Here is a 22,626-nt window from a genome sequence, read left to right as displayed (position 1 = left end):
GCGGCTGCTGGGTTGGTGACTTGACAAGGCTCAGCCCCGCCAAGCCTCTGGGAGCGCTGCAACGCAGGGTAGAATTCAGGCCAGATTGCAAACGATTTGCAGCCCAAACAGATGTCCCGGTAGTTCAATGGATAGAACAATTTCCTCCTAAGAAATAAATAGTGGTTCGATTCCACTCCGGGATACCAATAAAAAAGCACCTTTTCAGGTGCTTTTTTATTATCTGGAAAGCGTCAGGCAATTCACATTGCCCTAGCTCGACTCAAATATGGCCCATCTCTCCACAGCTACCCGATTCAAGTAGCGACCACTTCTGACTGCTTGCGTGAGGCCTTGACCTTGTACATGGCGGCATCGGCTTTTTGCAGGGCGTCATCCACATCGGTGCTGTCGGGCATCAGGCAGACCATGCCCACGCTGGCGCCAGCGTAGTCAATCTTGCGGCCGTCAGACAGTTCCACGCTGGCTATTGATGCGTTGAACAGGCGGGTCTGCAAATCTTGCAGCGCAGCATCGCCGTCTTCTTGCAGTTGCGGGCCGATGCCGACCATGACAAATTCATCGCCGCCAAAGCGGGCCAGCATGTCGCTGCCGCGCAAGGCTTCGCTCAGCTGTTCGGCCAAAATGCGCATCAGCGAATCACCGGCTTCATGACCAAACTGGTCGTTGATCTGTTTGAAGTCATCCAGATCGATAAAGCCGACCAGCACCCATTCACGCGTACGTCTGCAGTGAGCGATGACGCGGTTGAGTTCCTCCGTCACGCAACGCCGGTTGGGCAGTCCTGTCAAGGCATCGAGCATGGCCAGCGAGGCCAGTTCTTCATTGGCGCGCTGCAGCGATCGCACCAGCTGATCGCGCTCGGCAAAGCCGGCAATGATTTTGGAGAACAGGCGCAGCACATCTTCCGCCTCGCCGCTGATGCCCTGAGACTTGCTGCTGGTGGCACAGAGCGTGCCGTAGAGCTGTCCGCTGCCAAAGCGCACGGGCGTGCTGACATAGGTCTGTATACCCAGAGCCCGGGCTGCGTCCGAGTCGCCCCAGCATTCCTGCACATTGCCGGTGAAAGTTCGGCCTTCTTCCAGAGCGCGCTTGCACAGGGTGTCAGACCAGGGGACCTCCAGCCCTTCGGGGATGTTCATCTGACTGGTATTGAGCGAGTACAGCACGTTCTGCACGCCGCGGGCTTCATCCACGGTGGTGAGGTACGCTGATTCCAGCTCAGTGACTTCGATCACAATTTCCAGCAGCGGCCGCGTGAACGCAGAAAGCGTCTGTGCCGCTGTCACGGTTTGGGAAAGACGCTGAACAATCGATGTCATCGGGCGACCTCTAATACAGTCGAAATCAAAAAATAGGGAATACCGGGTGAAAGTACAAGCATGCCTGAACAAGCATCGCAGGGCTTCATAAGCCCATCATGCAGCGCAGCTCAAGATGTAACCGCCTCCGTTTTGGTGTAATCGTTTGTCGGACTACGCCTTAGGCCACAAGACTCTGACACGCAGCCCACCCAGCGCTGGGGACTCATCGAGCAAGAGCTGCGCGCCGCAGCCCTGCGCAATACTTTGAACAATGGCCAGCCCCAGACCACTGCCGCCGGCCATGCCTCCGGCATCCTCCCCGCGCACAAATCGCATTAACACACGCTGACGCTCGGCCACCGGAATACCTGGGCCAGAGTCTTCGACCACCAGCGCGCGGCCATGGTTGTCTTGCAGCCAGCCCACATCGACCCTGCCGCCTGCGGGCACGTATTTGATGGCGTTATCCAGCAAGTTGCGCAGCAGCACAGCCAGCGCCTGTGGATCAGCGGGCACGCTGAATGCGGTTTGCATCTGCGGGTCTTCGCTCAAGCCCATATCCAGCCCCTTGGCCTGCGCCGCTTGCGCCGCATCAGCCAATGCCTGCTCTACCAGGGCTCGCAAATCCGCTTGTTGCCTGCCCTCGCCTACTGCGGTCTGCGCTGCCTCTTGTCTGGCCAGCGCCAGCAATTGCTCAACCAGTCGCTTGGCGCGCTCAATGCCTGCGGCCAGTTGCTCTTGCGCATCTTCTTGCGCGGCCTCATCAGGCGCTTTGCGCAAGGCCTGCAATTGCAGTTGCAAAGCCGCCAGTGGCGAGCGCAACTCGTGCGCGGCATCGGCCACAAAGTGCTGCTGCGCTTCAAACGCTTGCTGCACGCGCTGCAGCAGACTGTTGAGCTCTTGCAACAGCGGGCGTATTTCATCGGGCAGGCCATCCATGGAGACAGGGGCCAGATCCTGAGGCTTGCGCGCCGCTAGTTCATGGCGCACGCGCTGCACAGGGGCGAGCGACTGGTGAATCACCCACCACACCGCCAGTGCCAGCAGCGGCAAGAGCAGCACCACGGGCAACAGGCTGCGCCAGGCTGCCTCACGCGCCAGCAACTGGCGCACGCGCATGTCCTGCGCAATCTGAATCACTTGCGAGCGGGTCTGCAGCGAGAACACGCGATACGTGGTGCCGCGCGCTGGCACATCTGCAAAGCCCAGCACCGCCATTTGCGGCAGCGCATCGCCCAGCGCAGATTCAAAAATTCTCAAACCTTCATTGGTCCAGACTTGAACAATGAATTCATTGTTTTCATCTTCAGGCGGCGTGCCTTGTGGGCGCCCTCTGGCATCAACCGGCAGACCTGCGCGCAAGGCCAGGGCGGTTTGCTGCATCTGGTAGTCAAACAGCGCATCAGTCTGCTCCAGCGCATTTCGATAGGCCAATATGCCCTGCAATACCGCCACCAGCACAATGGCAGCGCCAATAAACAGCAGCAGACGTGCGCCCAGCGAGCCGGGCAATCTGAGCATGGATTGGGTGCTGCGCGTACTCATGGTTTGGGCACCATATAGCCAAGGCCGCGCACATTGAGTACGGCTGCCGCGCCTAACTTTTTACGCAGGCCGTGGATGTAGACCTCCACTGCGTTGCTACTGACTTCATCGCCCCAGCCGTAGAGTTTGTCCTCCAGCTGCTGGCGCGACAGCGTGCTGCCCGGTCTTGCAAGCAGCGCCTGCAGCACCGCCCATTCACGCCCAGAAAGCATGACGGGCTGGCCGTTCACGCTGGCCTCCCGGGTGTTTGGGTTGAGCATGATGCCGTTGTGCTCATACACCGCATCCAGATGCCCGGCAGCACGCCTCGTCAGCGCGCGAATGCGAGCCTGCAACTCATCCATGTCATAAGGCTTGATGACGTAATCATCCGCCCCGGCATCCAACCCTGCGATGCGGTCGCTCACGGCATCACGTGCCGTCGCCACCAGCACAGGCGTCGCATCCTTGCGCGCCCGCAACTGGCGCAGCACCTGCAAGCCATCGAGCTTGGGCAAACCCAGGTCGAGCAGCACCAAGTCGTACTGATGGCCGTGCAAGGCCGTATCGGCCTGAGCCCCATCTTGTACCCAGTCCACCACATAGCCATCACCGCGCAGCAAGCTAAGCACGGCTTGACCAATCATGGTGTCATCTTCAACAAGCAGTAAACGCATGGTCTAAGGATAGCGCCCCTGAGCGGCGGTGCCGATCCAGTATTCGAGATGGTCACAGCAGCTCAGAAAAAGTAAAGGGCGCGCCGTTTAAAACTGGCACGCCCTGAAGCAAGAGACAGCAAGCCAGCGCCGCCGCGCAGCGAGGCTGTCGTCTCAGGGTCATTTAAACCGCCGCTTCAATCCCCGGCATGGCCATACGCGCCTTGGTCAGCGCCATGCCCAGATTGGCTGTGCGGCGGCAGACAAAGACGGCCACGTAGTCGGTCACGTTCTTGCTGCGCAAAAAGACGTGAATCAGGTTGTCACTGTTGATGATAATTTCCTGAAAGTAATGGTGGCCGTCATCGCTGATACCGCGCGAGCGCTTGAACAGCGTCTCGATCATGGACACATTGGGGCCGTTGAACAGATCGGCCGTGGCAGCAGCCACCAGATCAATCACTTCACGTGGATGCGAATCCACGGTGCGAATCGACAGCAACATGCCAGAGGCAGCATCCACATAACCAGCAGCCAGACATTCAGGCACAGAGGCCACAGCCTGCGTCAATACAGAATCCAAACTCATCGTTTTCTCACTTGTTTAATTTCAATTCAGCGGCGCGCAACACTTTGGGCATCAGCCCATCTTCAGCAGCAGCGCGTTTTCGTATTCATAGAGCAGGGCTTCCTGCGCTTCGGACTGCACGTATTGCGCGTCAATCAAACGCACACGGCGCAGTGCCTCTTCGGCGGTCAGGCCTTCACGCACCATCCATGCGGCCAGCACGGTACCGGTACGGCCCAGTCCCGCCAGGCAGTGCACGGCCAGTACCTCACCGCGGCGCATGGCCGCCGACATACGCGCCAGCAGCATCTGTATCTGCGCGACGGTCGGCGGTTCATGGTCGTAGACCGGCAGGTGAAAATTCTTGAGCCCATGGCGGGCAAGAGCATCTTGCGGAAAGTCTTTTTCCGTCAGCGTAATAAGCATGGTCACACCGCAGCGGCTCAGCGCCTTGAGGTCGATATCCATGTCATGCACCACGCCCGGCCAAGGTGTGCCCGCAAGGCGACCCGGCACCAGCCAGGAAAAACCATTGGGGCCACGACTGGCAGCAACGGCATTTTCAGCAGCCACTAAGGGCTGCATTTCCATCAGTACGGCGGCGTTGATAGCGCGGGGCTGATAGGCGGGAGCCGGTGCAGGCGCTGCATCCTTCGCACCCGGTAGTTCAGGTTGAGCCACCACAGGCTCGGGATCGTGCTCAGGAACGGCCTCAACCAGCGCCGCAGACTCAATCACTGCAACCGGCTGCTGCGCAAATTCCGCAATGGCGGCCAGCGCCGCCGCTGGCAAAGGGGGCGGAGGCAGTACATCGTCGGCCAGCTCTTGCAACGGCGTGCCGGGCATGGGCACGGCGCAACTGCCGCTGCGCAAAAATTGCTGGCCCGCTGCGCTAATCGGGCGGTGCATAAAGTCGGCCATGCGGGCCACTTCTTGAATGCTGCCACCAGCCAGCAGCAGCATCTGTTGCGCTGCAGCCTGTGCGTGTTGCTGCTGATGGGTGACGAGCAGCACGCTGCTTTGCTGGCCAATTTGCTTGAGCACGTCGAGCAGCAAAAAGGCTTCGTAACCGTCCAGATCCGCTGTGGGTTCATCCACCATCAGCACCGCCGGTTTGGCCCATGCCTCGCGCAAGATGGCTACCGCCCGTTGCTGCACGGTGCTCAGCATCATGGTGGGGTTATCGAGCGCCTGCGCCAGCTCGGCAAAGCCGTAGTTTTGCAGCTGCTCGGTGACCCAGTTGCGCCACTCCAGCGGTGATCGCTGCTCAGTCTGGCGTGCCATTTCAATCAACGCATCCAGCGTGTTGGCACGCATCAGGCGGGCATGCTGCTGCACCAGTCGCGGCAGGGCTTGCGCGCCATCGGCCGTCAAAGGCATGTTCAGTGGCTGCTGGGCATAAGACACCTGTCCCCAGCAACGAAAACGCGGGTTGGCCGTATTCAGCCCAGCAAGCGTGCGCAGCAGTGTGGACTTGCCCGTGCCTGCAGGGCCCAGCAGCGCGGTCACGCCATGCACTGGCAGCGCGAAATCCACCTCCGCCAAAATGACGCGCGGGCCATATGAAGCCCCCAGGCCTTGCACCTGCAGACTGTGTTGCTGTTCCAAAGAAGTCTCCCTCGCAGCGCCTGCACCGAGGGCCGTCATGTTTGATTGCGGTCACGAATCGTCATCAAAGGCCTTGCCTCAGGCGAAGAAATGTGTCGGACCGACAGCCTCTGACATTACATGCTTGAAGATTCGAGATCCCTCAAAACGGGTCAATGTGATGGGGAAATCCATTGATTCGCCATTAATTCAAATTGTTTTTGTTTTAAATCAATAAAAGACAAAAAACAAAACAGCACCTGAAAACAGGTGCTGTTTTTTCTACGCAGGCTGATGCATTAACCCAATCGTACCGGCACAAAAATCTTGTTGCCATCACGCCAGATCAGCACCGCCACGGTCTTGTCGGCCTTGGCCACTGCCGCACGCACAGCATCCACATCGCCAGCTGCCACGCCGTTGATGGACAGCAGCACATCCCCTTCGGTAATACCTGCCGCTGCAGCCGGGCCGCTGACCTGCGCTACCAGCAAACCGACATCGACACCGATCTGCTTTTTCTCTTCAGGCTGCAGGGGGCGCAAAGCTAGACCCAGCTTGCCCTGGCCTTCATCTGCGGCGGCCTTGGCGGTCTTGACAGCCTTCTCGCTGGCATCGCCCAAGGTGGCGTTCAGGGTTTTGGCTTCACCCTTGCGCCAGACCTCCAGCGTCACCTTCTGGCCAGGCATGGACTGACCAATCACCGCAGGCAAATCGCCCGATCCCACAATGGGCTTGTCATCCACCTTGCGCACCACATCGCCGGGCTCAAGCCCCGCTTTGGCGGCCGGGCCGTTCTTTTCAACACTGGCGACCAGTGCACCTTCGGGCTTGTCCAGCTTGAAGGAATCGGCAAAGGCCTGATTGACCTCTTGGACGCTCACGCCCAGCTTGGCATGCTGCGCCTTGCCTGTGGCCTGAATCTGCTGCTGCACACGGGTTGCAACCTCGATCGGTATCGCAAACGACACGCCCTGATAGCCGCCAGAGCGGGTGTAGATCTGGCTGTTGATACCAACCACCTCGCCCTGCGCATTGAACAGCGGGCCACCCGAGTTACCGGGGTTGATGGCCACGTCGGTCTGCAGGAAAGGCACAAAAGAATCATCAGGCAGCGAACGGCCCTTGGCGCTGACCACGCCAGCGGTCACGCTGTTTTCAAAGCCGAAAGGCGAGCCAATGGCCAGCACCCAGTCACCCACGCGCAACTGGCTGGTCTGCCCCAGTTTGACCGTGGGCAGGTTCTTGGCATCAATCTTGAGCACGGCCACGTCGGTCTTGGGATCAGCACCCAGCACCTTGGCATTGAATTCGCGCCGGTCGTTGAGCTTGACCGTCACCTCTTTGGCGCCATGCACCACATGGGCATTGGTCAGAATCACCCCATCGCTGGAGACGATAAAGCCCGAGCCTTCGCCACGCATGGGCGTATCAGGCTGCTGCGCACGTGGACCCAGGCCGCGAGAGCCGGGGCCGCCGGGCATGCCGAACTGGCGGAAGAATTCAAAGAAGGGATCATCGGGGCTGATGCCCTGACCCTGCTGCTGACGCTCGCTGGTTTGGTCGCCCTCTTCCTCACGCATGGAGCGAGAAGAGCCGACCACGCTGATGTTGACCACGGCCGCACCATTGCGCGCGGTGATATCTGCAAAATTAGGAGCATTGACCGCAGGTAAATTAAGCGCTGCAGGCTGTGCAGACACTGCAGCCTGAGTCACTTGCGCCTGCGCTGCGCTGCGCGCACCTACCAGACCGGCACCAGTCGCACCCAGTGCACCAATCGCACCGGCAGCGACCAGAGCCATTACCAATCGACGGGGAGTAGACAAAATCGTGTTCATGGCAATCCTTTCAAAAAAACACCGCATCGGTGCCTGTTGAAGGGAAGTTTGAACGTCAAGACTTAGGCCAGACTTAGAGGCGCGAACACCGCCCAGCAAATCGCAGATTTGCGGTTGAGACGAGGCATGAAGCCGCAGGCAGTACAAGCGTACGACCAGGCGAAATAACGACGTATCAAGGGTGGTGTTAGCGACTCTTAGGCCGTCGATATTTGCAAAACGATACCAAATCAGAAGCTGCTTGCGCTTATCTGTAAAGGGATTCAGCTTGATTTCACTAAATCCTGCCAGCCTCAGATCAATTCCAGCACCAGCTCTGGCGGGCGGCAAAGCTTGGCACCCTTGGGGGTCACCACAATCGGGCGATTGAGCAGAACCGGGTGCGCAGCCACGGCCTGAATCAGCTGCACATCGCTGACGGCAGCGTTGTCCAGTCCCAGCTCTTTGAACTGCGCTTCTTTGCTGCGCAGCAAATCACGCACCGGCACACCCAGATGCGCCACCAGCTCGGACAGTTCAGGTGCCGTGAGCGGCGTGGCAATGTAATCCACGATATTGGGCTCAATGCCATGCTCGCGCAGCAGCGCCAGCGCACCGCGCGAATTGCTGCAGCGGTTGTTGTGGAAGATGGTGATATCGGGGCGATTCACGGGGGTATCAATGCTTGTTGTCATGGCTGCAGTTTAGCGAGCCTGCGCATGGACTTGTGCCCCGACAAGGTCTGCATAGCTGCTATGCCGCCAAAGCCAGAGCCATGTGTGCAGCTGTTCCCATAGACTGATTGAAAAATGCCTGAAAACACAATAAGGAGACAACATGCCTGATTCTCAAGAACCAATTCAACTCGCTCTGAGCCGCCGCCAATGGAGTCAATGGGCTGCAGCCACCGCATTGAGCGGATTCGCTGGCTCTGCACTTGCGCAAGAGTCGAAATACCCCAGCAAAGCCATACGCATGGTCATCCCGTTCACTCCCGGCGGCTCGGCAGACATTCTGGGGCGCGCCATCGGCCATGAACTCACCACGGCATGGGGGCAGAGCGTAGTGCCAGAGAATGTGGCTGGCGCAGGCGGCAGTATTGGTGCTGATCGCGTTGCCAAGGCCAGCGCAGATGGCTACACCCTGCTGATGGGGCATGTGGGCACGCTGGCCGTCACCCCCACGCTGTACCCCAAGCTGCCCTACGACCCCATCAAGAGCTTCACGCCGCTGGCTTGGGTGGCGCGCGTGCCCAATGTGCTGGTGGTTCACCCCTCGCTGCCGGTCACTGATCTGGCATCGTTCATCAGCTTCGTCAAAGCCAACCCCGGTGCGGTGAATTTCAGCTCGGGCGGTAACGGCAGTGCCGCGCACATGACCATGGCCTATCTGAGCCTGCAAGCAGGGCTCAAAATGCAGCACGTGCCCTATAAAGGCACTGCCCCTGCCGTCAATGATCTGGTTGCGGGCCAGGTACAGACCTTGTTCACGGGCATACCGGCAGTGCTGGCGCAAATTCGTGCCGGGCAGATCAAGGCGATTGCCGTGTCATCGCCACAGCGTGTCGCGGCTCTGCCGAATGTGCCCACAGTTGCTGAAGCGGGTCTGCCAGGCTTTGAAGCAGACCAGTGGTACGGAGTCGTCGGCCCAGCCAACATGCCTGCCGATGTGGTGGCCAAGATCAATCAGCAGATCAATGCTTCGCTTAAAAGCCCTGGCATTCTGGAGCGCCTGCAAAACGAAGGCGCTCAGCCCATGCCCAGCACACCGAAAGTGTTTGCCGATCTGATCAACAAGGACCTGGCACGCTGGCGCAAGGTGATTATCGACAGCAAGATGACTCTCTGAGGCTGTCTATCCACCAAACAAAACGCAGCTCCTGGGCTGCGTTTTTTCTTGGTAAAGGCTCTCAACTTCTGCGCAGCCGATCGACCTCAGCATGCAGGTCCTTCGCCCAGCTACGACGATCACGGCCGCCTGCGCTTTGCAGCTCGCCGTAGTGCACCACGGCTTGCAGATGGTCTGCACTGAGCACGCGCCAGATGGAGCCGAGCAAGGACTCATCGCCCACATAGGTAGCGGCGTAGCTGGTTTCACCCGTCTTACCATCCACAAAGCGCAGACCTACCGGCTGCACTGGCGCATCGCATTGCACAGCGGCCTCAAGCAGGTTGGAGTGAAATGAAAGCAGGCTGCGACCATCGCCTGTGGTGCCTTCGGGAAAGACGGCCAGGATTTCGCCGCGCTTGAAAGCATCCGCCATGGCGGTGATCATGCGCATGGCGTCGCGGCGCGAGCTGCGCTGGATGTAGAGGGTGCCGGCCGCCGTGGCCAGCGTGCCAATGATGGGCCAGCCCTTCACATCAGACTTGGAGATAAAGCGGCAATGGCGCGCTGCGTGCAGCAGCGGAATATCAAGCCAGGAGATATGGTTGCTGACCATGAGCACCGGCCCTTTAGCGGGCGGCTGGCCTTTGACCTCCAGCTGCACGCCTGCGCGGACCAGCAGGGTTGCAGCCCAGGCCTGCACCAGCTCATGCTGCTGCAGATAATGCAGCTGGGGAAAGCGGAACGCCACAACCCATGCGCCCTTGCCCACATGGGCCAGCAGTCGCATGCCGCGCCACACAGCGCGCAGGCTAGTTTTGATTTTGTGCAAGCCGTTTGCCATGATTCTCAAAGAGTGTAGCGACTCGCCTCGCACAAGTTGCACCAACTTGATACCGGCAAGCGCCTAAGACTGGCGCAATGCAAAGTCAGAGACACCGAGGAAGCGCCGCCGCGCACCGAGGGCGTCATCCCCCTCCCGATGCAGCGCATCGAGAGAGGGGGAAGCGGCAAAGCCGCTCAGGGGGAGCCTATCGTTGATAAGCCACTTCACCATCAACAATGGTCCATGTCACGCGCGCAGGCAGCTCGTAGCCGGAAAACGGCGTGCTCTTGCCCTGGCTAGCCAAAGCTTTGGGCTCAACAGTCCACTCGGCATCAGGATTCACAATGCACAGGTCGGCAACGCCGCCCACACTCAACTGGCCCAGCTGCGATTGCTGCTCGCCTAGAGCGCTGCTCAGCACCGCCACAGGAGAGGTCGTGATAGCAGCCAGCGCGCGGTTCAGAGGCACGTTGTGCTCACGGCTCCACTTCACGGCGATAGACAGCAGCAACTCCACGCCGGTGGCACCGGGTTCGGCTTCAGCAAAAGGCAGGACCTTGGCGTCTTCATCCACCGGAGTGTGATCAGACACCAGCGCATCAATCGTGCCGTCGGCCAGCGCAGCGCTCAACGCGTCGCGGTCGCGCTGCTGGCGCAGCGGCGGGGTCAGGCGGGCATTGCTGTCGAAGAAGCCGATATCGGTTTCGGTCAGCAGCAGCGAGTTGATGGACACGTCCGCCGTGACATTCAGGCCTTCGGCCTTGGCGCGGCGCACCAGCTCCACACCGGCGGCGCTGGCCAGACGGCACAGATGAACGCGGGTTTGCGAGCCGCGAATCAGCTCAAAAATGGTGTGCAAGGCAATCGTCTCTGCCGCCACGGGCACGCCAGACAGGCCCATGCGGGTCGCCAGAGCGCCGCTGGCCGCCACGCCTTTGCCCAGATCCTTGTCTTGCGGGCGCAGCCACACGGCGTAGCCAAAAGTGTTGGCATACGACATGGCGCGTTGCAGCGTCTGGATATTGGGCAGCGGCACATCCGCCTGACCAAAGGCCACGCAGCCGGACTCGGTCAGCTCGGCCATTTCGGTCAGCGTCTCGCCCTTGAGGCCCACCGTCAGCGCGCCCATGGGGAACAGGCGGGACTTGTGCTGCTTCTCGGCACGGAACTTGAGCATTTCGACCAGACCTTGCTCGTCGAGCACGGGGTCGGTATCGGGCAGACAGACCAGGCTGGTCACACCACCAGCAGCGGCTGCGGCCATTTCGGACTGCAGCATGCCTTCGTGCTCGTGGCCGGGCTCGCGCAGGCGCACGGCCAAGTCGACCAGACCGGGCAGCACCCAGCAGCCCTTGGCATCGATTTCACGCTCGGCCACAAAACCATCGGGTGCGGAGCCGATGGCTGCAACCTTGTTGCCGTCGATGGCGATATCGGCCTGCTGGTCGAAACCGCTTGCCGGGTCCATCACCCGGCCATTGCGAATCAGAATCTTCATGGTTTGGCACCAAATTGGCTGCTAGCGCTCATCAATCAAGCGCTGGCAGCTATAAAAACAGGATCAGGCCTCGTTGCCCGCAACGATGGACATCACGGCCATGCGAACGGCAATACCAAAGGTGACTTGCGACAGAATCACGGCCTGCGGGCCGTCTACCACGGCGGAGTCGATCTCCACGCCGCGGTTGATAGGGCCGGGGTGCATGACGATGGCATCGGGCTTGGCCAGCTCCATGCGCTTTTCGGTCAGGCCAAAGCTCTTGAAGTATTCCTGGCTCGACGGCAGCAGCGCACCGCTCATGCGTTCGTTCTGCAGTCGCAGCATGATGATGACGTCGCAGTCCTTGATGCCCTCTTCTAGGTTGTGGAAGACGCGCACGCCCATGCTGGCCATGTCGGATGGAACCAGTGTGCGGGGGCCCACCACACGCACTTCGGCCGCGCCCAGCGTGGTCAGGGCGTGAATGTCGGAACGCGCCACACGCGAATGCAGCACGTCGCCCACGATCGCCACGCGAAGGTTGGAAAAATCCTTCTTGTAGTGGCGGATGGTGTACATGTCCAGCAAACCCTGTGTGGGGTGTGCGTGGCGGCCGTCACCGGCGTTGACCACGTGGACATGGGGCGCCACATGCTTGGCGATGAGATAAGGCGCACCCGATTCACTGTGGCGCACGACGAAGATGTCGGCAGCCATGGCGCTCAGGTTGTCAATGGTGTCCAGCAAGGTCTCGCCCTTGCTGGCCGAGCTGCGGGCGATGTCCAGATTGAACACGTCTGCGCTCAAGCGCTTGGCCGCAATTTCAAACGTGGTGCGGGTGCGGGTGCTGTTCTCGAAGAACAGATTGAACACGCTCTTGCCGCGCAGCAGCGGCACTTTCTTGACTTCGCGGTCATTGACGCTGACGAAGTTGCCAGCCGTGTCGAGAATCTGGGTCAGGATGTCCTTGGACAGGCCTTCGGTGGAGAGCAGGTGAATCAGCTCGCCATTCTTGTTGAGTTGGGGGTTGCGCTTGTACAGCACGATCAGGCCTCTTGAATGCGGAAGTGAAAGACACCGGCCTCGTCGCGCGCCAGCGCCAAAGAGCGGTCCGCCGGCAGCACCACGCGGGCTGCGGCAAAGTCGGCCTGGAAGGGCAATTCGCGCCCGCCACGGTCCACCAGAACGGCCAGACGCACGCAAGCGGGGCGGCCGTAGTCATAGAGTTCGTTGATGACTGCGCGCACCGTGCGGCCGGTATAGAGCACGTCATCCAGAATCAGCACATCAGCGCCGTTGACGTCAAAATCAATCTGCGTCTGCGCGCTGGAGGCCATGCCGCGCTGGGCAAAATCATCGCGGTGCAGCGCAGACGAAAGCACGCTGGGCTTGCCCGCAAGGTTCAGGTCCTTGTGCAGACGCTCGACCAGCCATGCACCGCCCGAGGTGATGCCCGCCAGGCGGGTGTTGGGCCCCATGATGCGCTGCACGCCGCGCAGCAGCTCGCTATACAGGGCTTCGGCATCCAGAATCAGGCTACCTTGTCCCGGTTGGTTTCCTGCAATGGTTTCACTCATGGGAGACTCCTCAAAAACTGTTCAAGAATGATGCAGGCCGAAGCGGCATCAGCGTCGCGTGCGCCTCCTGCCAGGGCTTCGGTCGTGCTGTAGCGTTCGTCCACCTCATACACCGGCAGTTTGCAGCGGCTTCTGAGCTGGCGTCCAAATTTCAGGGCGCGCGCCGTGTTCTCGTGCGCCGCACCATCGGGGTGATAGGGCACGCCAATCACCAGCGCATTGGGCTGCCACTCGCGGACCAGCTTGTCCACGGCCACCAATCGAGCCTCGGCACCTTCAGCCTTGATGGTGGGCAGCGGGTTGGCGCCGCCCAGCACGCGGTTGCCCGATGCACAGCCCGTGCGCTTGGTACCGAAGTCAAAGCACAGAAACTGCTGGAAATGCGCAGGCACCTCGGGCTTTTGCGGCAGGGGTGCAGAGGCAGGCTGATCGCTGGCCGAGGAAAAGGCCGCATCGGCGGCCTTGTTGGAAGAGGAAATATCGTTCATGCGCGACCCGATTCGGGAGATAACATCCAGCGCTGCAGGCCCAGCAGGCCCAGCGCGCGGTCATAGCGTTCATCAACAGGGGTGCTGAAGATCACGTCGGGATCGGCTTCCACGGTCAGCCAGGCGTTTTCGCCAATTTCGGATTCGAGCTGACCTTCATCCCAGGACGAATAGCCCAGCGTGACCAGCACGCGCTTGGGGCCGGCACCGTCGGACAGGGCTTCGAGAACATCCTTGGATGTGGTCATCTCCAGACCGCCGGGGATGGTCATGGTCGAGGCATAGGCCGATTCGTTCTCGGGGGCGCCTTCGATCACCATGGGCTCGTGCAGCACAAAACCACGATCGGTCTGCACCGGGCCGCCGGTAAAGACCTGCTCGTCGCGCAAATCTTCACGCTTGAGGCCCAAGTCCACTTTTTGCAGCAGGCCTTGCAGGCTCAGCTTGGAGGGCTTGTTGATAATGAGACCGAGCGCGCCACGCTCGCTATGCTCGCACAGGTACACAACGCTGCGCGAAAACGACTCATCTTCCAGACCCGGCATGGCAATCAGGAAGTGGTGCGTCAAATTGATAGGCGCAGATTCTGCAGACATAACTGCGATTTTAATGGCGATCCATGACTCCTTTTTACCCTGTGGGCTTGATATGGTTCCGGCGCGACCTGCGCCTGGCCGATAACGCAGCCCTCTACCATGCTGCGCAGCACTGCAAAACGCTGTATTGCGTCTTTGTTTTCGACGACAGCATCCTCACCGCCCTGCCCCACGCCGACCGCCGGGTAGAGTTCATCTGCCAGAGCGTGGCCGAGCTGGACGAAGCCATTCGCCATGCCGCAGGCCGCCCGCAAGCAGGCCTCATCACCCGACGCGGCTTGCCACAAGAGATCATTCCGGCGCTGGCCAGCCAACTGGGCGCTGGTGCTGTCTTCTGCAATGACGATGACGAACCTGCCGCTCTGGCGCGCGATGCGCAGGTAGCCCGCAGTCTCAAGGCCGGCGGCCGCGTGCTGCTGCGCAGCAAAGACCACCGCATTTTTGCGCGCGACGAGGTGCTGACCCAGAGCCTGTCGCCGTTTTCGGTCTTCACGCCCTACAAAAACGCCTGGCTCAAAAAAGTGACGCCGTTTTACCTCTCCAGCTATCCCAGCGAGCGCGACCTGCCCGCCAAGCTGGCCGACCGGCCTGAAGCAGAGCGCCAAGACGTGCCCACCGCCGCCGAGCTGGGCTTTGCACCCGACACCCTGCAAGGCCTGCGTCTGCCCATTGGCGAAAGCGGCGCGCGCCAGTTACTGTCCGACTTTCTGCCGCGCCTGCCGCAGTACAAGGCGGCGCGGGATTTTCCGGCGCTCAAAGGCCCCAGCTACCTCAGCGTGCACCTGCGCTTTGGCACCGTTTCGATTCGTGAACTGGCTCGCCTTGCCCATGAGGCCGCGCATAACGGCGACTGGTCTGATGCAGGCCGTGAAGGTGCAGCCACCTGGCTCAGCGAGCTGATCTGGCGCGATTTTTACTTTCAGATTCTGGCCCACCACCCGCATGTCATTGAACGCAGCTTCAAGCCTGCCTATGACGTGATCGAATGGGACACGGGTGCCGAAGCCGATGCACTCTTCGCCGCATGGTGCGAGGGTCGTACCGGCTACCCGCTGGTCGATGCCGCCATGCGCCAGATCAACACCAGTGGCTATATGCACAACCGGCTGCGCATGGTGGTGGCGAGCTTTCTGGTCAAAGACCTGGGAATCGACTGGCGCCGGGGCGAGGCTTACTTTGCCGAGAAGCTCAACGACTTTGATCTGGCAGCGAACAACGGCGGCTGGCAATGGGCAGCCTCAACCGGCTGCGATGCCCAGCCCTGGTTTCGCATCTTCAACCCCATCACGCAGAGCGAGAAATTTGATGCGGACGGCAAATTCATTGCCCGCTATGTGCCCGAGGTGGCGCAACTGCCCGCCAAGCTACGCCACGCGCCCTGGCTGGCCAAGCCGCTGGACCTGCTTGAAGCAGGCATCACGCTAGGCAGCAGCTACCCCTACCCCATCGTCGATCACGCAACGGCACGCGAGAAGACACTGGCACGCTATGGCATCTTGAAAAAGGACAGCTAAAAAAAGAAGCGGCTTGCGCTTGTCTTTAAAAGGTTTCAGGTCGCTTTTAACCTGAAACCCAATCAAGACCGGCGCAAGCCGCGTTTATTTTAGGAGCAGCGCTTATTCGGCAGCGGCTCCAGATGCATCAGGCCCAGGGCCGCTGAGCGGGTTGCGCTCCGGTGCGGGGCCGCTAAGCTTCAAGGCGTAATGCTGGATCAGGCCCAGCAGCTCTTCATCAGAGTAAGGCTTGCCCAGATAGTGATTCGCACCCAGCTCACGGGCCATCTCGCGATGCTTCTGGGCAATACGCGAAGTGATCATGACAACAGGCATGCCTTCCAACTTCTGGTCTGCACGAATGTTGCGCAGCAAGTCAAAGCCATCCATGCGCGGCATTTCGATGTCCGACAGCACCAGCGTCGGGCGCTCGTCCTGCAGGCGTTCAATGGCTTGCAAGCCATCAGCCGCCAGCGTGACGCGGTAGCCTTCGCGCTGCAGCAGGCGCTGGGTCACGCGGCGCACGGTGATGGAGTCATCCACCACCAGCACCAGCGGCACCGCGATCTGACCCGCTTCAGCACCCAGCAAACCCGCACCTGCGGCCTGGGCCAGCAGTCCGCCTTCAGCGGCATCCAGCTCGGCCTTGGCCAGCATGGCGCGCACGCTGTCGCCGTACACGTTGGCCAGCGCCACCGGGTTGTAGATTTGCACCACAGAACCCGAGGGCAGCACGGACATACCCGTTAAGCCGGGCAGACGCGAAAGCTGTGGACCCAGGTTTTTGATAACCACTTCCTGGTTGCCCAGCACTTCATCCACGTGCAAAGCCACGCGCTGCGAGGCGCTGCGGGCAATCACCACGGGACGGGTACGGCCCACGTTTTCATCGCTGCGCAGTGAGGTTTGCCACAGCGCGCCAGCCCAGTAGAAAGGCATGACTTCGGTGCCATCGTGGAACTCGTTCTTGCGATAGCTTTCTTCCAGCGCATCGACCGGCACGCGGCGCACGATTTCAATCAGGTTGGCAGGCACGCCCATGGACACAGAGCCCATGCGCAGCATGACCACCTGCGTCACCGCCGTCGTCAGCGGCAACACCAAGCGGAAGGCGCTGCCACGGCCGGGCTCGGTATGGGTTTCGATACGGCCGCCCAGCGCATTCACTTCAGAACGCACCACGTCCATACCAATGCCACGACCGGCCACGCCTGTCACTTCGGTGGCCGTGCTGAAGCCCGGCTCAAAGATCAGGCGGCCTGCGTCCTCCAGCGTCATGTGGCGATCATCCGTCCACAGTTTGAGGCTGATGGCCTTGGCACGAATGCGCTCCAGATTCAAGCCAGCGCCATCGTCTTCCACAGACAGCGCAACGTCATTGCGCTCATGGCTCAGCACGATTTCGATGGTGCCGATGGCGGGCTTGCCGTTTTCCTGGCGCAGCTCGGGTGACTCGATGCCGTGCGCCACGCAGTTACGCAGCAAGTGCTCAAAGGCCGGCATCATGCGTTCCAGCATGCCGCGGTCCATTTCGATGGTGCCGCCCAGAATGTTCAGGCGAACCTGCTTGCCCATCTCCTTGGAGGTCTGGCGCACCACGGCGTACAGACGTTCGGCAAACGAGTCGAACTCCACCATGCGGGTGCGCAGCAGATCGCGCTGCAGATCACGTGCCTGGCGGCCCTGAGCCACCAGATCATCTTCGGCTACGGCCAGATCGCGCTGCAGATTGCGCTGCACGGTAGCCACGTCGTTCACCGACTCGGCCATCATGCGGGTCAATTCCTGCACGCGGGTGAAGCGGTCAAACTCCAGCGGGTCAAAGCCAGCCGCCGAGTCCTTGGACAGAGCCAGGCGCGACTGCATCTGGCTCTCGGCCTGCACTTCAATGTCACGCAACTGGGTACGCAGACGCTCTAGGTTACCGGTCAGGTCATTGAGCGCCGAGCGAGCCTGCATAAGGCGTGCATCCACACGCGAGCGGGCAATCAGCACTTCGCCGGTCTGAGAAATCAGACGGTCCAGCAACTGGGCACGCACCCGCACCGTCTGTTGCGACGAAGCGCGCGGCACCACGGGTGCTGGCATCTGAATCGCAGCAGGCGCTTCAGCAGACTCTGCCGCAGCAACCTCAATCTTTTCGCTGTCAGCCTCAGCACTCAGGTGCAGTGGTGCTTGAGCCAGCTTATCTTCAAGCTGGTCCAGCGGCTGTTCAGGCTCTTGCTCACCCGCCATGCGCAGCACATCAAAGCTGGCTTGCAAGGCATCAAAGCTGCCCAGCAACGGCTCAATGGCTTCGGCGGAGGGGCGTTCCTGGTCAATGCGTTCAACGGCAGATTCCAGACGGTGAGCCATCTCGCCCATGCGCATGGCACCGGCCAGACGGGCACTGCCCTTGATGGTGTGCAGGGCGCGCAAAACCTCGTTGCGCGCCTCATCCTGCGTGGGGCGGCCATGCCAGCGGCGCAGCGCAGCGCCCAGCTTGGGCAGCAGGTCGATGGCTTCTTCTTCAAAGATGGGGAACAGATCGGGGTCAACCTGATCCAGCACATCAATGTCGTCTTCATCGTCGCCCGCATGTACGGCCAGCGCAATGGCTTCATCAATGCGACGCTGCAGCTCGGCTTCATGCTCCACGCTGCCACCAGCGGGCACCATGGAATAAGGTGCCTGAGCCGCGGCATCCGGCACCACATCCAGCAGCGGGTCTGCAGCTGGGGCATCGACAGCAGGAGTTTCAACCGCCTGTTCAGCGGTCAATGTATCCGTCAGTGCATCGCTGGAGAGCAGTGCCTGTGGCTCTGCATCCAGCACTTGCTCGGCAGCAAAGTCCAGCGGCAAATCCTTGGGATCTGCGGGTGGCAGCAGCACTTCAGCGACTGGCCACTCGACATCATCCAGATCGAGCAATTCATCGTATGCCGAAGCAGGCACAGCGCTGGCATCAATGGTCGAGCTGAGAATTTCACGCAGTCCATCTTCAACCGCAGGCACAGTCTCCTTGAGGAAGCCTGCTGCGAACTGATGCAGCAAACGACGTACTTCGTCCGAAGCGGTCACGCATTGCTGAATCTGCAGCTTGCTGGCAAAGCCCTGAGGCTGCAGGTGCAGCAGCGCATGCTCAAGCAGGCGCGCCAGTTCTGACAAGGCCTTGAAGCCCACGGTACCGGAGCTACCCGCCAGCGAATGCGCCAGTGCAATCGCGTCATCAGGGACAGGCTCTTGCGACCACTGCTGCAGCACACCACCCAGACGCTCAGACCATTCATCGGCCTCGTTGAGGTAGACGCTGTAGAGCGGCGCGCTGATGCGCAAGCCATCAATATTGCGGTAGCCCTCTTCCTCTTCGACCTCATCTTGCGCAACAGACTCTGTCGCAGCGACTTCTGGCTCCGCCGTTTCTGACTCAGCAGGCTTGACGATCTCAGGCTCAACTGCTTCAGCTGCTTCAGGTACCGCATCAAGCAAGGCTTCGATCGCATCCAGCTCAGCAGCAGCCGTGTCAGGTTGAACCACCTCAGGCAATTCAGCCTGCGGCACTTCGGCGACCAGATGCTCGGGCTCTGCAACGGCCTGCACTTCAATTGCGGCCTGCTCGCTTTCGCGCATGGCCGCTTCAAACGCCGCAAAGTCCAGCTCCTGCACTTCTTCGGCAGGGGCTGCATGTGGCGCTTCAGCCGCCACTGCCAATGCATCAACCTGCGCCAACAGGTCATCGGGAATATCCAGCTCCGGCATGGCAAAGTCGGCAGCGGCCTCTTCAGGCTCAGCCAACACCTCTGCCTCAGCAACCAGAGCCAATTCGTCTTCAGGGAAGTCGAGCTCAGGCATCACCAGCTCAGGCTCATGCTTGGCAAGCTCGGCCGCAGCAGTTTCAACGTCCAGATCCAGTGGCCACTCAAGCGCAGGGGCTACCTCTGTCGTCACGGGCTCAAAGGCCAGCAACTCAGGCGACTCAGCCAGCTCCGGCGCGACTTGCACTGGATCGGCCAGTTCGGCACGCTTGCCACGACGCGGCACCAGCGGGATATCGACACGCGTGCCCTGCAGGCGCATGGCATCTGCCGCAGCGCGGAATGGCGTGGCCGACCAATTTTCGGCCTGACGGTTTTCAATATCCTGCGCCCAGGCCACAAAGGCCTTGAGCGAGTCTTGCGCCAGAAGCTGCATGAGCGCGGGCATGGGCTGCTGCTCGGCCAGCCAGGCATTGAGCATCTGCTCCATAGACCAGCCGGCTTCACCAAACTCATCAAGCCCGACCATACGGGAGCTACCCTTGAGCGTGTGGAAAGCACGGCGCAGTGTGGTCTGCTCGCTCAGGTTCTCTGGCTCATAGGCCAGAACCTTCAAGGCATTCAGGCCGTTGTCGACGACTTCACGAGCCTCTTCCAGGAAGATGGACAGCAACTCGTCATCGCCATCCAGATCCTCTGCGCTCATCTCTACAGCTTGGGCCGCGGGTGCGGGCACAGGCGCAGGGATGGGGGCGGCAGAAGCTGGTGCAGGCTCAGCCAAAGCACCGAAATCAGCAGCGAAATTCAGGCCATGGGCCAGTTCAGCGTCTGCAGCCTCAGAAGGCTTGACTGTCTGCATCCCCTTGAATACCTGGGCCATGGCATCGGCCAGAGCATCAGAACCCACAGGGCTCATGTCCAGCTCAGCAGGCGCGGTCGTCATGGAGAACTCGGGCAGAGCACCCGGTTCTGTCACTGCCCACAGCGAAGACTCATCCTCAACACTCGACTCCTGCCCTGCAGCTACCTCATCCACTGCTGGCAGGTGAACTTCAGGAGGGATCAAAAACTCAGGGGCGACCACTGCAGCCACTGGAGCCTGTATCGCCGGCGTCACCTCAGGCGGTGGCGGAGGCGCAGCCACGGATGGCTGAGCGCCTGCCTGCAGAGAAGCGGCCTGAGCCACTTCTGCATCTGCAGGTTTGACAGGCGCTTCAACGGGCACAGCACCGACTGGCGGCGCTGGCTTGAAGTCAGGAACCTGAGCAATATCAGTAGGGATGTCCACCGTGGGGCGGAAAGCCTCTGGGCCACGGCTGCGGCTATGACCCATGACGATGCGCAACTCGTCCTTTTCCTCGTCGTAGACAAACAGCTTGCGCGCCATATTGCGCTGATAACTGAGCATGTCGATGAGGAAGCCCATCGCGCCCAGACTGCTACCCAGCTTTTCAAAAACCTGGGGGTAGCTTTCCACGCTCAACTCGCCAAGCATCAGGCGCTCAACGGTCTCGCGCATGCGCTGCATGGCCATCGCGGCCTGGTCAAAGCCCAGCACCGACAGCACACCACGCATCTGCGACATCTGACCGGGCACAGGGCCCAGCACAGAGGTATCTGCAGGATTACGGAAGAACATGTCGAGCTGCTTTTCAGCCTCGCCCAAGGTCAACCGCAACTCACCCACCACAGAGCCCATGGTTTGCTGGTCGCTAGCCTGGCGGTAAAGCTCTTCCATCCAGACTTCAAGCGGCTCAGGCACGGCGCCGTTCAACGCAGCATCTAGGCGATGCACGAGCACGCTGGACTGGGCGGACTGCACTTCTTCGTTCTGGCCAGCCGTCATAAAGCTGGCTTGCAGATACAGCACAGCCGTTGCCACTTCCATGGCCAGCTCGGCAGGTGGCGGTGCTCCAACGCTGTCCACCGTTTCCGCAACGCGAATCAGTGCACGCGCCAGGCCATGGCTGGCCGGCTGCAGCTTGACAAGCGATTCAGACACATGACCGAATTGCTCGGCCATGGATTTAATCTTGCTGCGGTCACCCCCAGCCAGTGCGGACCAGGTTTCTGCCGCCGCCGCAATGCGCTTGCGCGCTTGCACCAGCACCGATGGATCAAAGCGGCCGAAACGGGCCACGTTGTAATCCACCAGTGGCATGAACTCCATGGAATAGGCTTCATGCACGGCCTGCAAAGACTCGCCCGCCTGCTCACGCGGCTTGGCCTGCGCACAGAAGAACATCAAGTCCTGCAGCAAACGCGCTGGCGGCAGGCTGTCGCCCTTGGCCATCGATGCGTACTGCATGAGCACACGTGAAGCCATGCGCTTGACGTAGATGTCTGCAGTAATCAGGCCACGCGCCAGTCCTTCAAAAAAGGCTGCCGCAATCTTCCAGAAACTGCGCGCTGCCACATCCTCGGGCAGACCTGCGGCAAAGCGCAGGCACAGCTCGCGCATCTGGGCAGCGGCTTCACGGTCATCACTCTTGACCATGCGCAGCACAACGCCATCCAGCATGGCGCGGGCATGCGGGCCATAGGCCAGCGGCTCGGGCATGGGGCTTGTCCAGCGCGGCTCGCGGGCTCGGCGCTCAGCAGGCCACAAATCAGCAGGGTGAGACTTGTCATTACCCGCCAGAACCTGTGTTTCACGGTACTGGGGGAACAACGCCACGGCAGAGACTTGCTGACCTGCAAGCACCGCCTCCAGAAATTCCATCAACGCGAAGTGCGTGCGCTCCAGCGTGCTGGCCGCTTCCTGTGTGCAATATTCGGGGCGCTGCACGAAGCGGTTGACCACCGCCTCCATGCTGCGCATCACCTGTGCCGGGGCTGTGACGCCCACCATCTCCAGTGCACCGCAAGCCTGGTGCAACTGCTGGCGTGCAATGCGCAGCGCCGATGTATCCAACTCTTCCAGATCAGACAAACGGGCCGCATCTGCATCACGCATGAAACGGCCTACAGCCTTAGTCGCAGCCTCAAGCGACTTTCGTACCTCATCGAGCACCCAGGCCAATGGGCCCAGATCCTGTTCCGCGGGTGCAGACATTGCGGCACGTATTGGCGAGTCGTCAACCACTGACATGCTCTAGTTCCTTAACCCTCAAGGGGTCGTGCATTTTTATAAGAGGGAGAGCCAG

The 22,626-nt window shown here is 60.6% G+C and carries 16 protein-coding genes and 1 tRNA gene; 3 read left to right on the top strand and 14 right to left on the bottom strand.

The annotated features are described in order from the left end of the window. Positions 1-113: 113 nt before the first annotated feature. Positions 114-188, top strand: a tRNA-Arg gene (locus RSF91_RS13415). A gap of 108 nt (positions 189-296) precedes the next feature. Here RSF91_RS13415 and RSF91_RS13410 read toward each other — a convergent pair. The 7 genes from RSF91_RS13410 to arsC form a co-directional block, all read right to left on the bottom strand. Then, positions 297-1,322 (bottom strand): sensor domain-containing diguanylate cyclase, encoded by a 1,026-nt coding sequence (locus tag RSF91_RS13410; RefSeq protein WP_332568892.1) that lies wholly within the window; start codon positions 1,320-1,322, stop codon positions 297-299. Between the two features lie 153 nt (positions 1,323-1,475). Further along, complete coding sequence (locus tag RSF91_RS13405) at positions 1,476-2,849, bottom strand: ATP-binding protein (RefSeq protein ID WP_332568891.1); 1,374 nt, start codon at positions 2,847-2,849, stop codon at positions 1,476-1,478. After that, positions 2,846-3,505, bottom strand: coding sequence for a response regulator (locus tag RSF91_RS13400; protein WP_332568890.1), 660 nt, complete (start codon positions 3,503-3,505; stop codon positions 2,846-2,848). The genes RSF91_RS13405 and RSF91_RS13400 overlap by 4 nt, the downstream gene beginning before the upstream one ends. Before the next feature lie 163 nt (positions 3,506-3,668). Next, on the bottom strand, positions 3,669-4,073 hold the full coding sequence (locus tag RSF91_RS13395) for a hypothetical protein (protein ID WP_332568889.1): 405 nt from the start codon (positions 4,071-4,073) through the stop codon (positions 3,669-3,671). A 51-nt stretch (positions 4,074-4,124) separates the two neighbouring features. Then, positions 4,125-5,660, bottom strand: coding sequence for a phosphatase domain-containing protein (locus tag RSF91_RS13390; RefSeq protein WP_332568888.1), 1,536 nt, complete (start codon positions 5,658-5,660; stop codon positions 4,125-4,127). Positions 5,661-5,938: 278 nt separating this feature from the next. Then, on the bottom strand, positions 5,939-7,480 hold the full coding sequence (locus RSF91_RS13385; RefSeq protein WP_332568887.1) for a Do family serine endopeptidase: 1,542 nt from the start codon (positions 7,478-7,480) through the stop codon (positions 5,939-5,941). A gap of 293 nt (positions 7,481-7,773) precedes the next feature. Then, entirely contained in the window at positions 7,774-8,154 is a 381-nt protein-coding gene (arsC, locus tag RSF91_RS13380) for an arsenate reductase (glutaredoxin) (protein WP_332568886.1), read from the bottom strand. Positions 8,155-8,296: 142 nt separating this feature from the next. On the opposite strand from arsC, the gene RSF91_RS13375 reads away from it, so the two are divergent. Continuing rightward, on the top strand, positions 8,297-9,307 hold the full coding sequence (locus tag RSF91_RS13375; RefSeq protein ID WP_332568885.1) for a Bug family tripartite tricarboxylate transporter substrate binding protein: 1,011 nt from the start codon (positions 8,297-8,299) through the stop codon (positions 9,305-9,307). Positions 9,308-9,368: 61 nt separating this feature from the next. Here RSF91_RS13375 and RSF91_RS13370 read toward each other — a convergent pair whose 3' ends face one another. The 6 genes from RSF91_RS13370 to RSF91_RS13345 all read right to left on the bottom strand — a co-directional run bounded on the left by RSF91_RS13370 (position 9,369) and on the right by RSF91_RS13345 (position 14,253). Beyond that, positions 9,369-10,130, bottom strand: coding sequence for a lysophospholipid acyltransferase family protein (locus RSF91_RS13370; protein ID WP_332568884.1), 762 nt, complete (start codon positions 10,128-10,130; stop codon positions 9,369-9,371). A 187-nt stretch (positions 10,131-10,317) separates the two neighbouring features. Beyond that, entirely contained in the window at positions 10,318-11,610 is a 1,293-nt protein-coding gene (locus tag RSF91_RS13365; RefSeq protein WP_332568883.1) for a dihydroorotase, read from the bottom strand. A 63-nt stretch (positions 11,611-11,673) separates the two neighbouring features. Then, complete coding sequence (locus RSF91_RS13360; protein WP_332568882.1) at positions 11,674-12,636, bottom strand: aspartate carbamoyltransferase catalytic subunit; 963 nt, start codon at positions 12,634-12,636, stop codon at positions 11,674-11,676. Between the two features lie 2 nt (positions 12,637-12,638). Further along, a complete protein-coding gene (gene pyrR / locus RSF91_RS13355; protein WP_169107325.1) occupies positions 12,639-13,169 on the bottom strand; it encodes a bifunctional pyr operon transcriptional regulator/uracil phosphoribosyltransferase PyrR in 531 nt (176 codons plus the stop codon). Beyond that, positions 13,166-13,657, bottom strand: coding sequence for a Holliday junction resolvase RuvX (gene ruvX, locus RSF91_RS13350; protein WP_332568881.1), 492 nt, complete (start codon positions 13,655-13,657; stop codon positions 13,166-13,168). Before ruvX ends, pyrR begins: the two co-directional genes overlap by 4 nt. Continuing rightward, positions 13,654-14,253, bottom strand: a complete 600-nt coding sequence (locus RSF91_RS13345) for a YqgE/AlgH family protein (protein WP_332568880.1) — start codon at positions 14,251-14,253, stop codon at positions 13,654-13,656. Before RSF91_RS13345 ends, ruvX begins: the two co-directional genes overlap by 4 nt. A gap of 23 nt (positions 14,254-14,276) precedes the next feature. Here RSF91_RS13345 and RSF91_RS13340 point away from each other — a divergent pair, with 23 nt between their 5' ends. Beyond that, complete coding sequence (locus RSF91_RS13340; RefSeq protein WP_332568879.1) at positions 14,277-15,767, top strand: cryptochrome/photolyase family protein; 1,491 nt, start codon at positions 14,277-14,279, stop codon at positions 15,765-15,767. A gap of 102 nt (positions 15,768-15,869) precedes the next feature. Here the strand turns inward: RSF91_RS13340 and RSF91_RS13335 are convergent, their stop codons facing one another. Beyond that, entirely contained in the window at positions 15,870-22,571 is a 6,702-nt protein-coding gene (locus tag RSF91_RS13335) for a hybrid sensor histidine kinase/response regulator (RefSeq protein ID WP_332568878.1), read from the bottom strand. Positions 22,572-22,626: the final 55 nt, after the last annotated feature.

Source organism: Comamonas sp. (assembly GCF_036643215.1).
Lineage (GTDB): Bacteria > Pseudomonadota > Gammaproteobacteria > Burkholderiales > Burkholderiaceae_C > Comamonas.
This window is presented reverse-complemented; position numbering and strand designations above follow the sequence as displayed.

Coding starts and splice junctions, on each gene's coding strand:
- RSF91_RS13410 (WP_332568892.1), bottom strand. CDS start 1,322: ATGACATCGATTGTTCAGCGTCTTTCCCAAACCGTGACAGCGGCACAG.
- RSF91_RS13405 (WP_332568891.1), bottom strand. CDS start 2,849: ATGAGTACGCGCAGCACCCAATCCATGCTCAGATTGCCCGGCTCGCTG.
- RSF91_RS13400 (WP_332568890.1), bottom strand. CDS start 3,505: ATGCGTTTACTGCTTGTTGAAGATGACACCATGATTGGTCAAGCCGTG.
- RSF91_RS13395 (WP_332568889.1), bottom strand. CDS start 4,073: ATGAGTTTGGATTCTGTATTGACGCAGGCTGTGGCCTCTGTGCCTGAA.
- RSF91_RS13385 (WP_332568887.1), bottom strand. CDS start 7,480: ATGAACACGATTTTGTCTACTCCCCGTCGATTGGTAATGGCTCTGGTC.
- arsC (WP_332568886.1), bottom strand. CDS start 8,154: ATGACAACAAGCATTGATACCCCCGTGAATCGCCCCGATATCACCATC.
- RSF91_RS13375 (WP_332568885.1), top strand. CDS start 8,297: ATGCCTGATTCTCAAGAACCAATTCAACTCGCTCTGAGCCGCCGCCAA.
- RSF91_RS13370 (WP_332568884.1), bottom strand. CDS start 10,130: ATGGCAAACGGCTTGCACAAAATCAAAACTAGCCTGCGCGCTGTGTGG.
- RSF91_RS13365 (WP_332568883.1), bottom strand. CDS start 11,610: ATGAAGATTCTGATTCGCAATGGCCGGGTGATGGACCCGGCAAGCGGT.
- pyrR (WP_169107325.1), bottom strand. CDS start 13,169: ATGAGTGAAACCATTGCAGGAAACCAACCGGGACAAGGTAGCCTGATT.
- ruvX (WP_332568881.1), bottom strand. CDS start 13,657: ATGAACGATATTTCCTCTTCCAACAAGGCCGCCGATGCGGCCTTTTCC.
- RSF91_RS13345 (WP_332568880.1), bottom strand. CDS start 14,253: ATGTCTGCAGAATCTGCGCCTATCAATTTGACGCACCACTTCCTGATT.
- RSF91_RS13340 (WP_332568879.1), top strand. CDS start 14,277: ATGACTCCTTTTTACCCTGTGGGCTTGATATGGTTCCGGCGCGACCTG.
- RSF91_RS13335 (WP_332568878.1), bottom strand. CDS start 22,571: ATGTCAGTGGTTGACGACTCGCCAATACGTGCCGCAATGTCTGCACCC.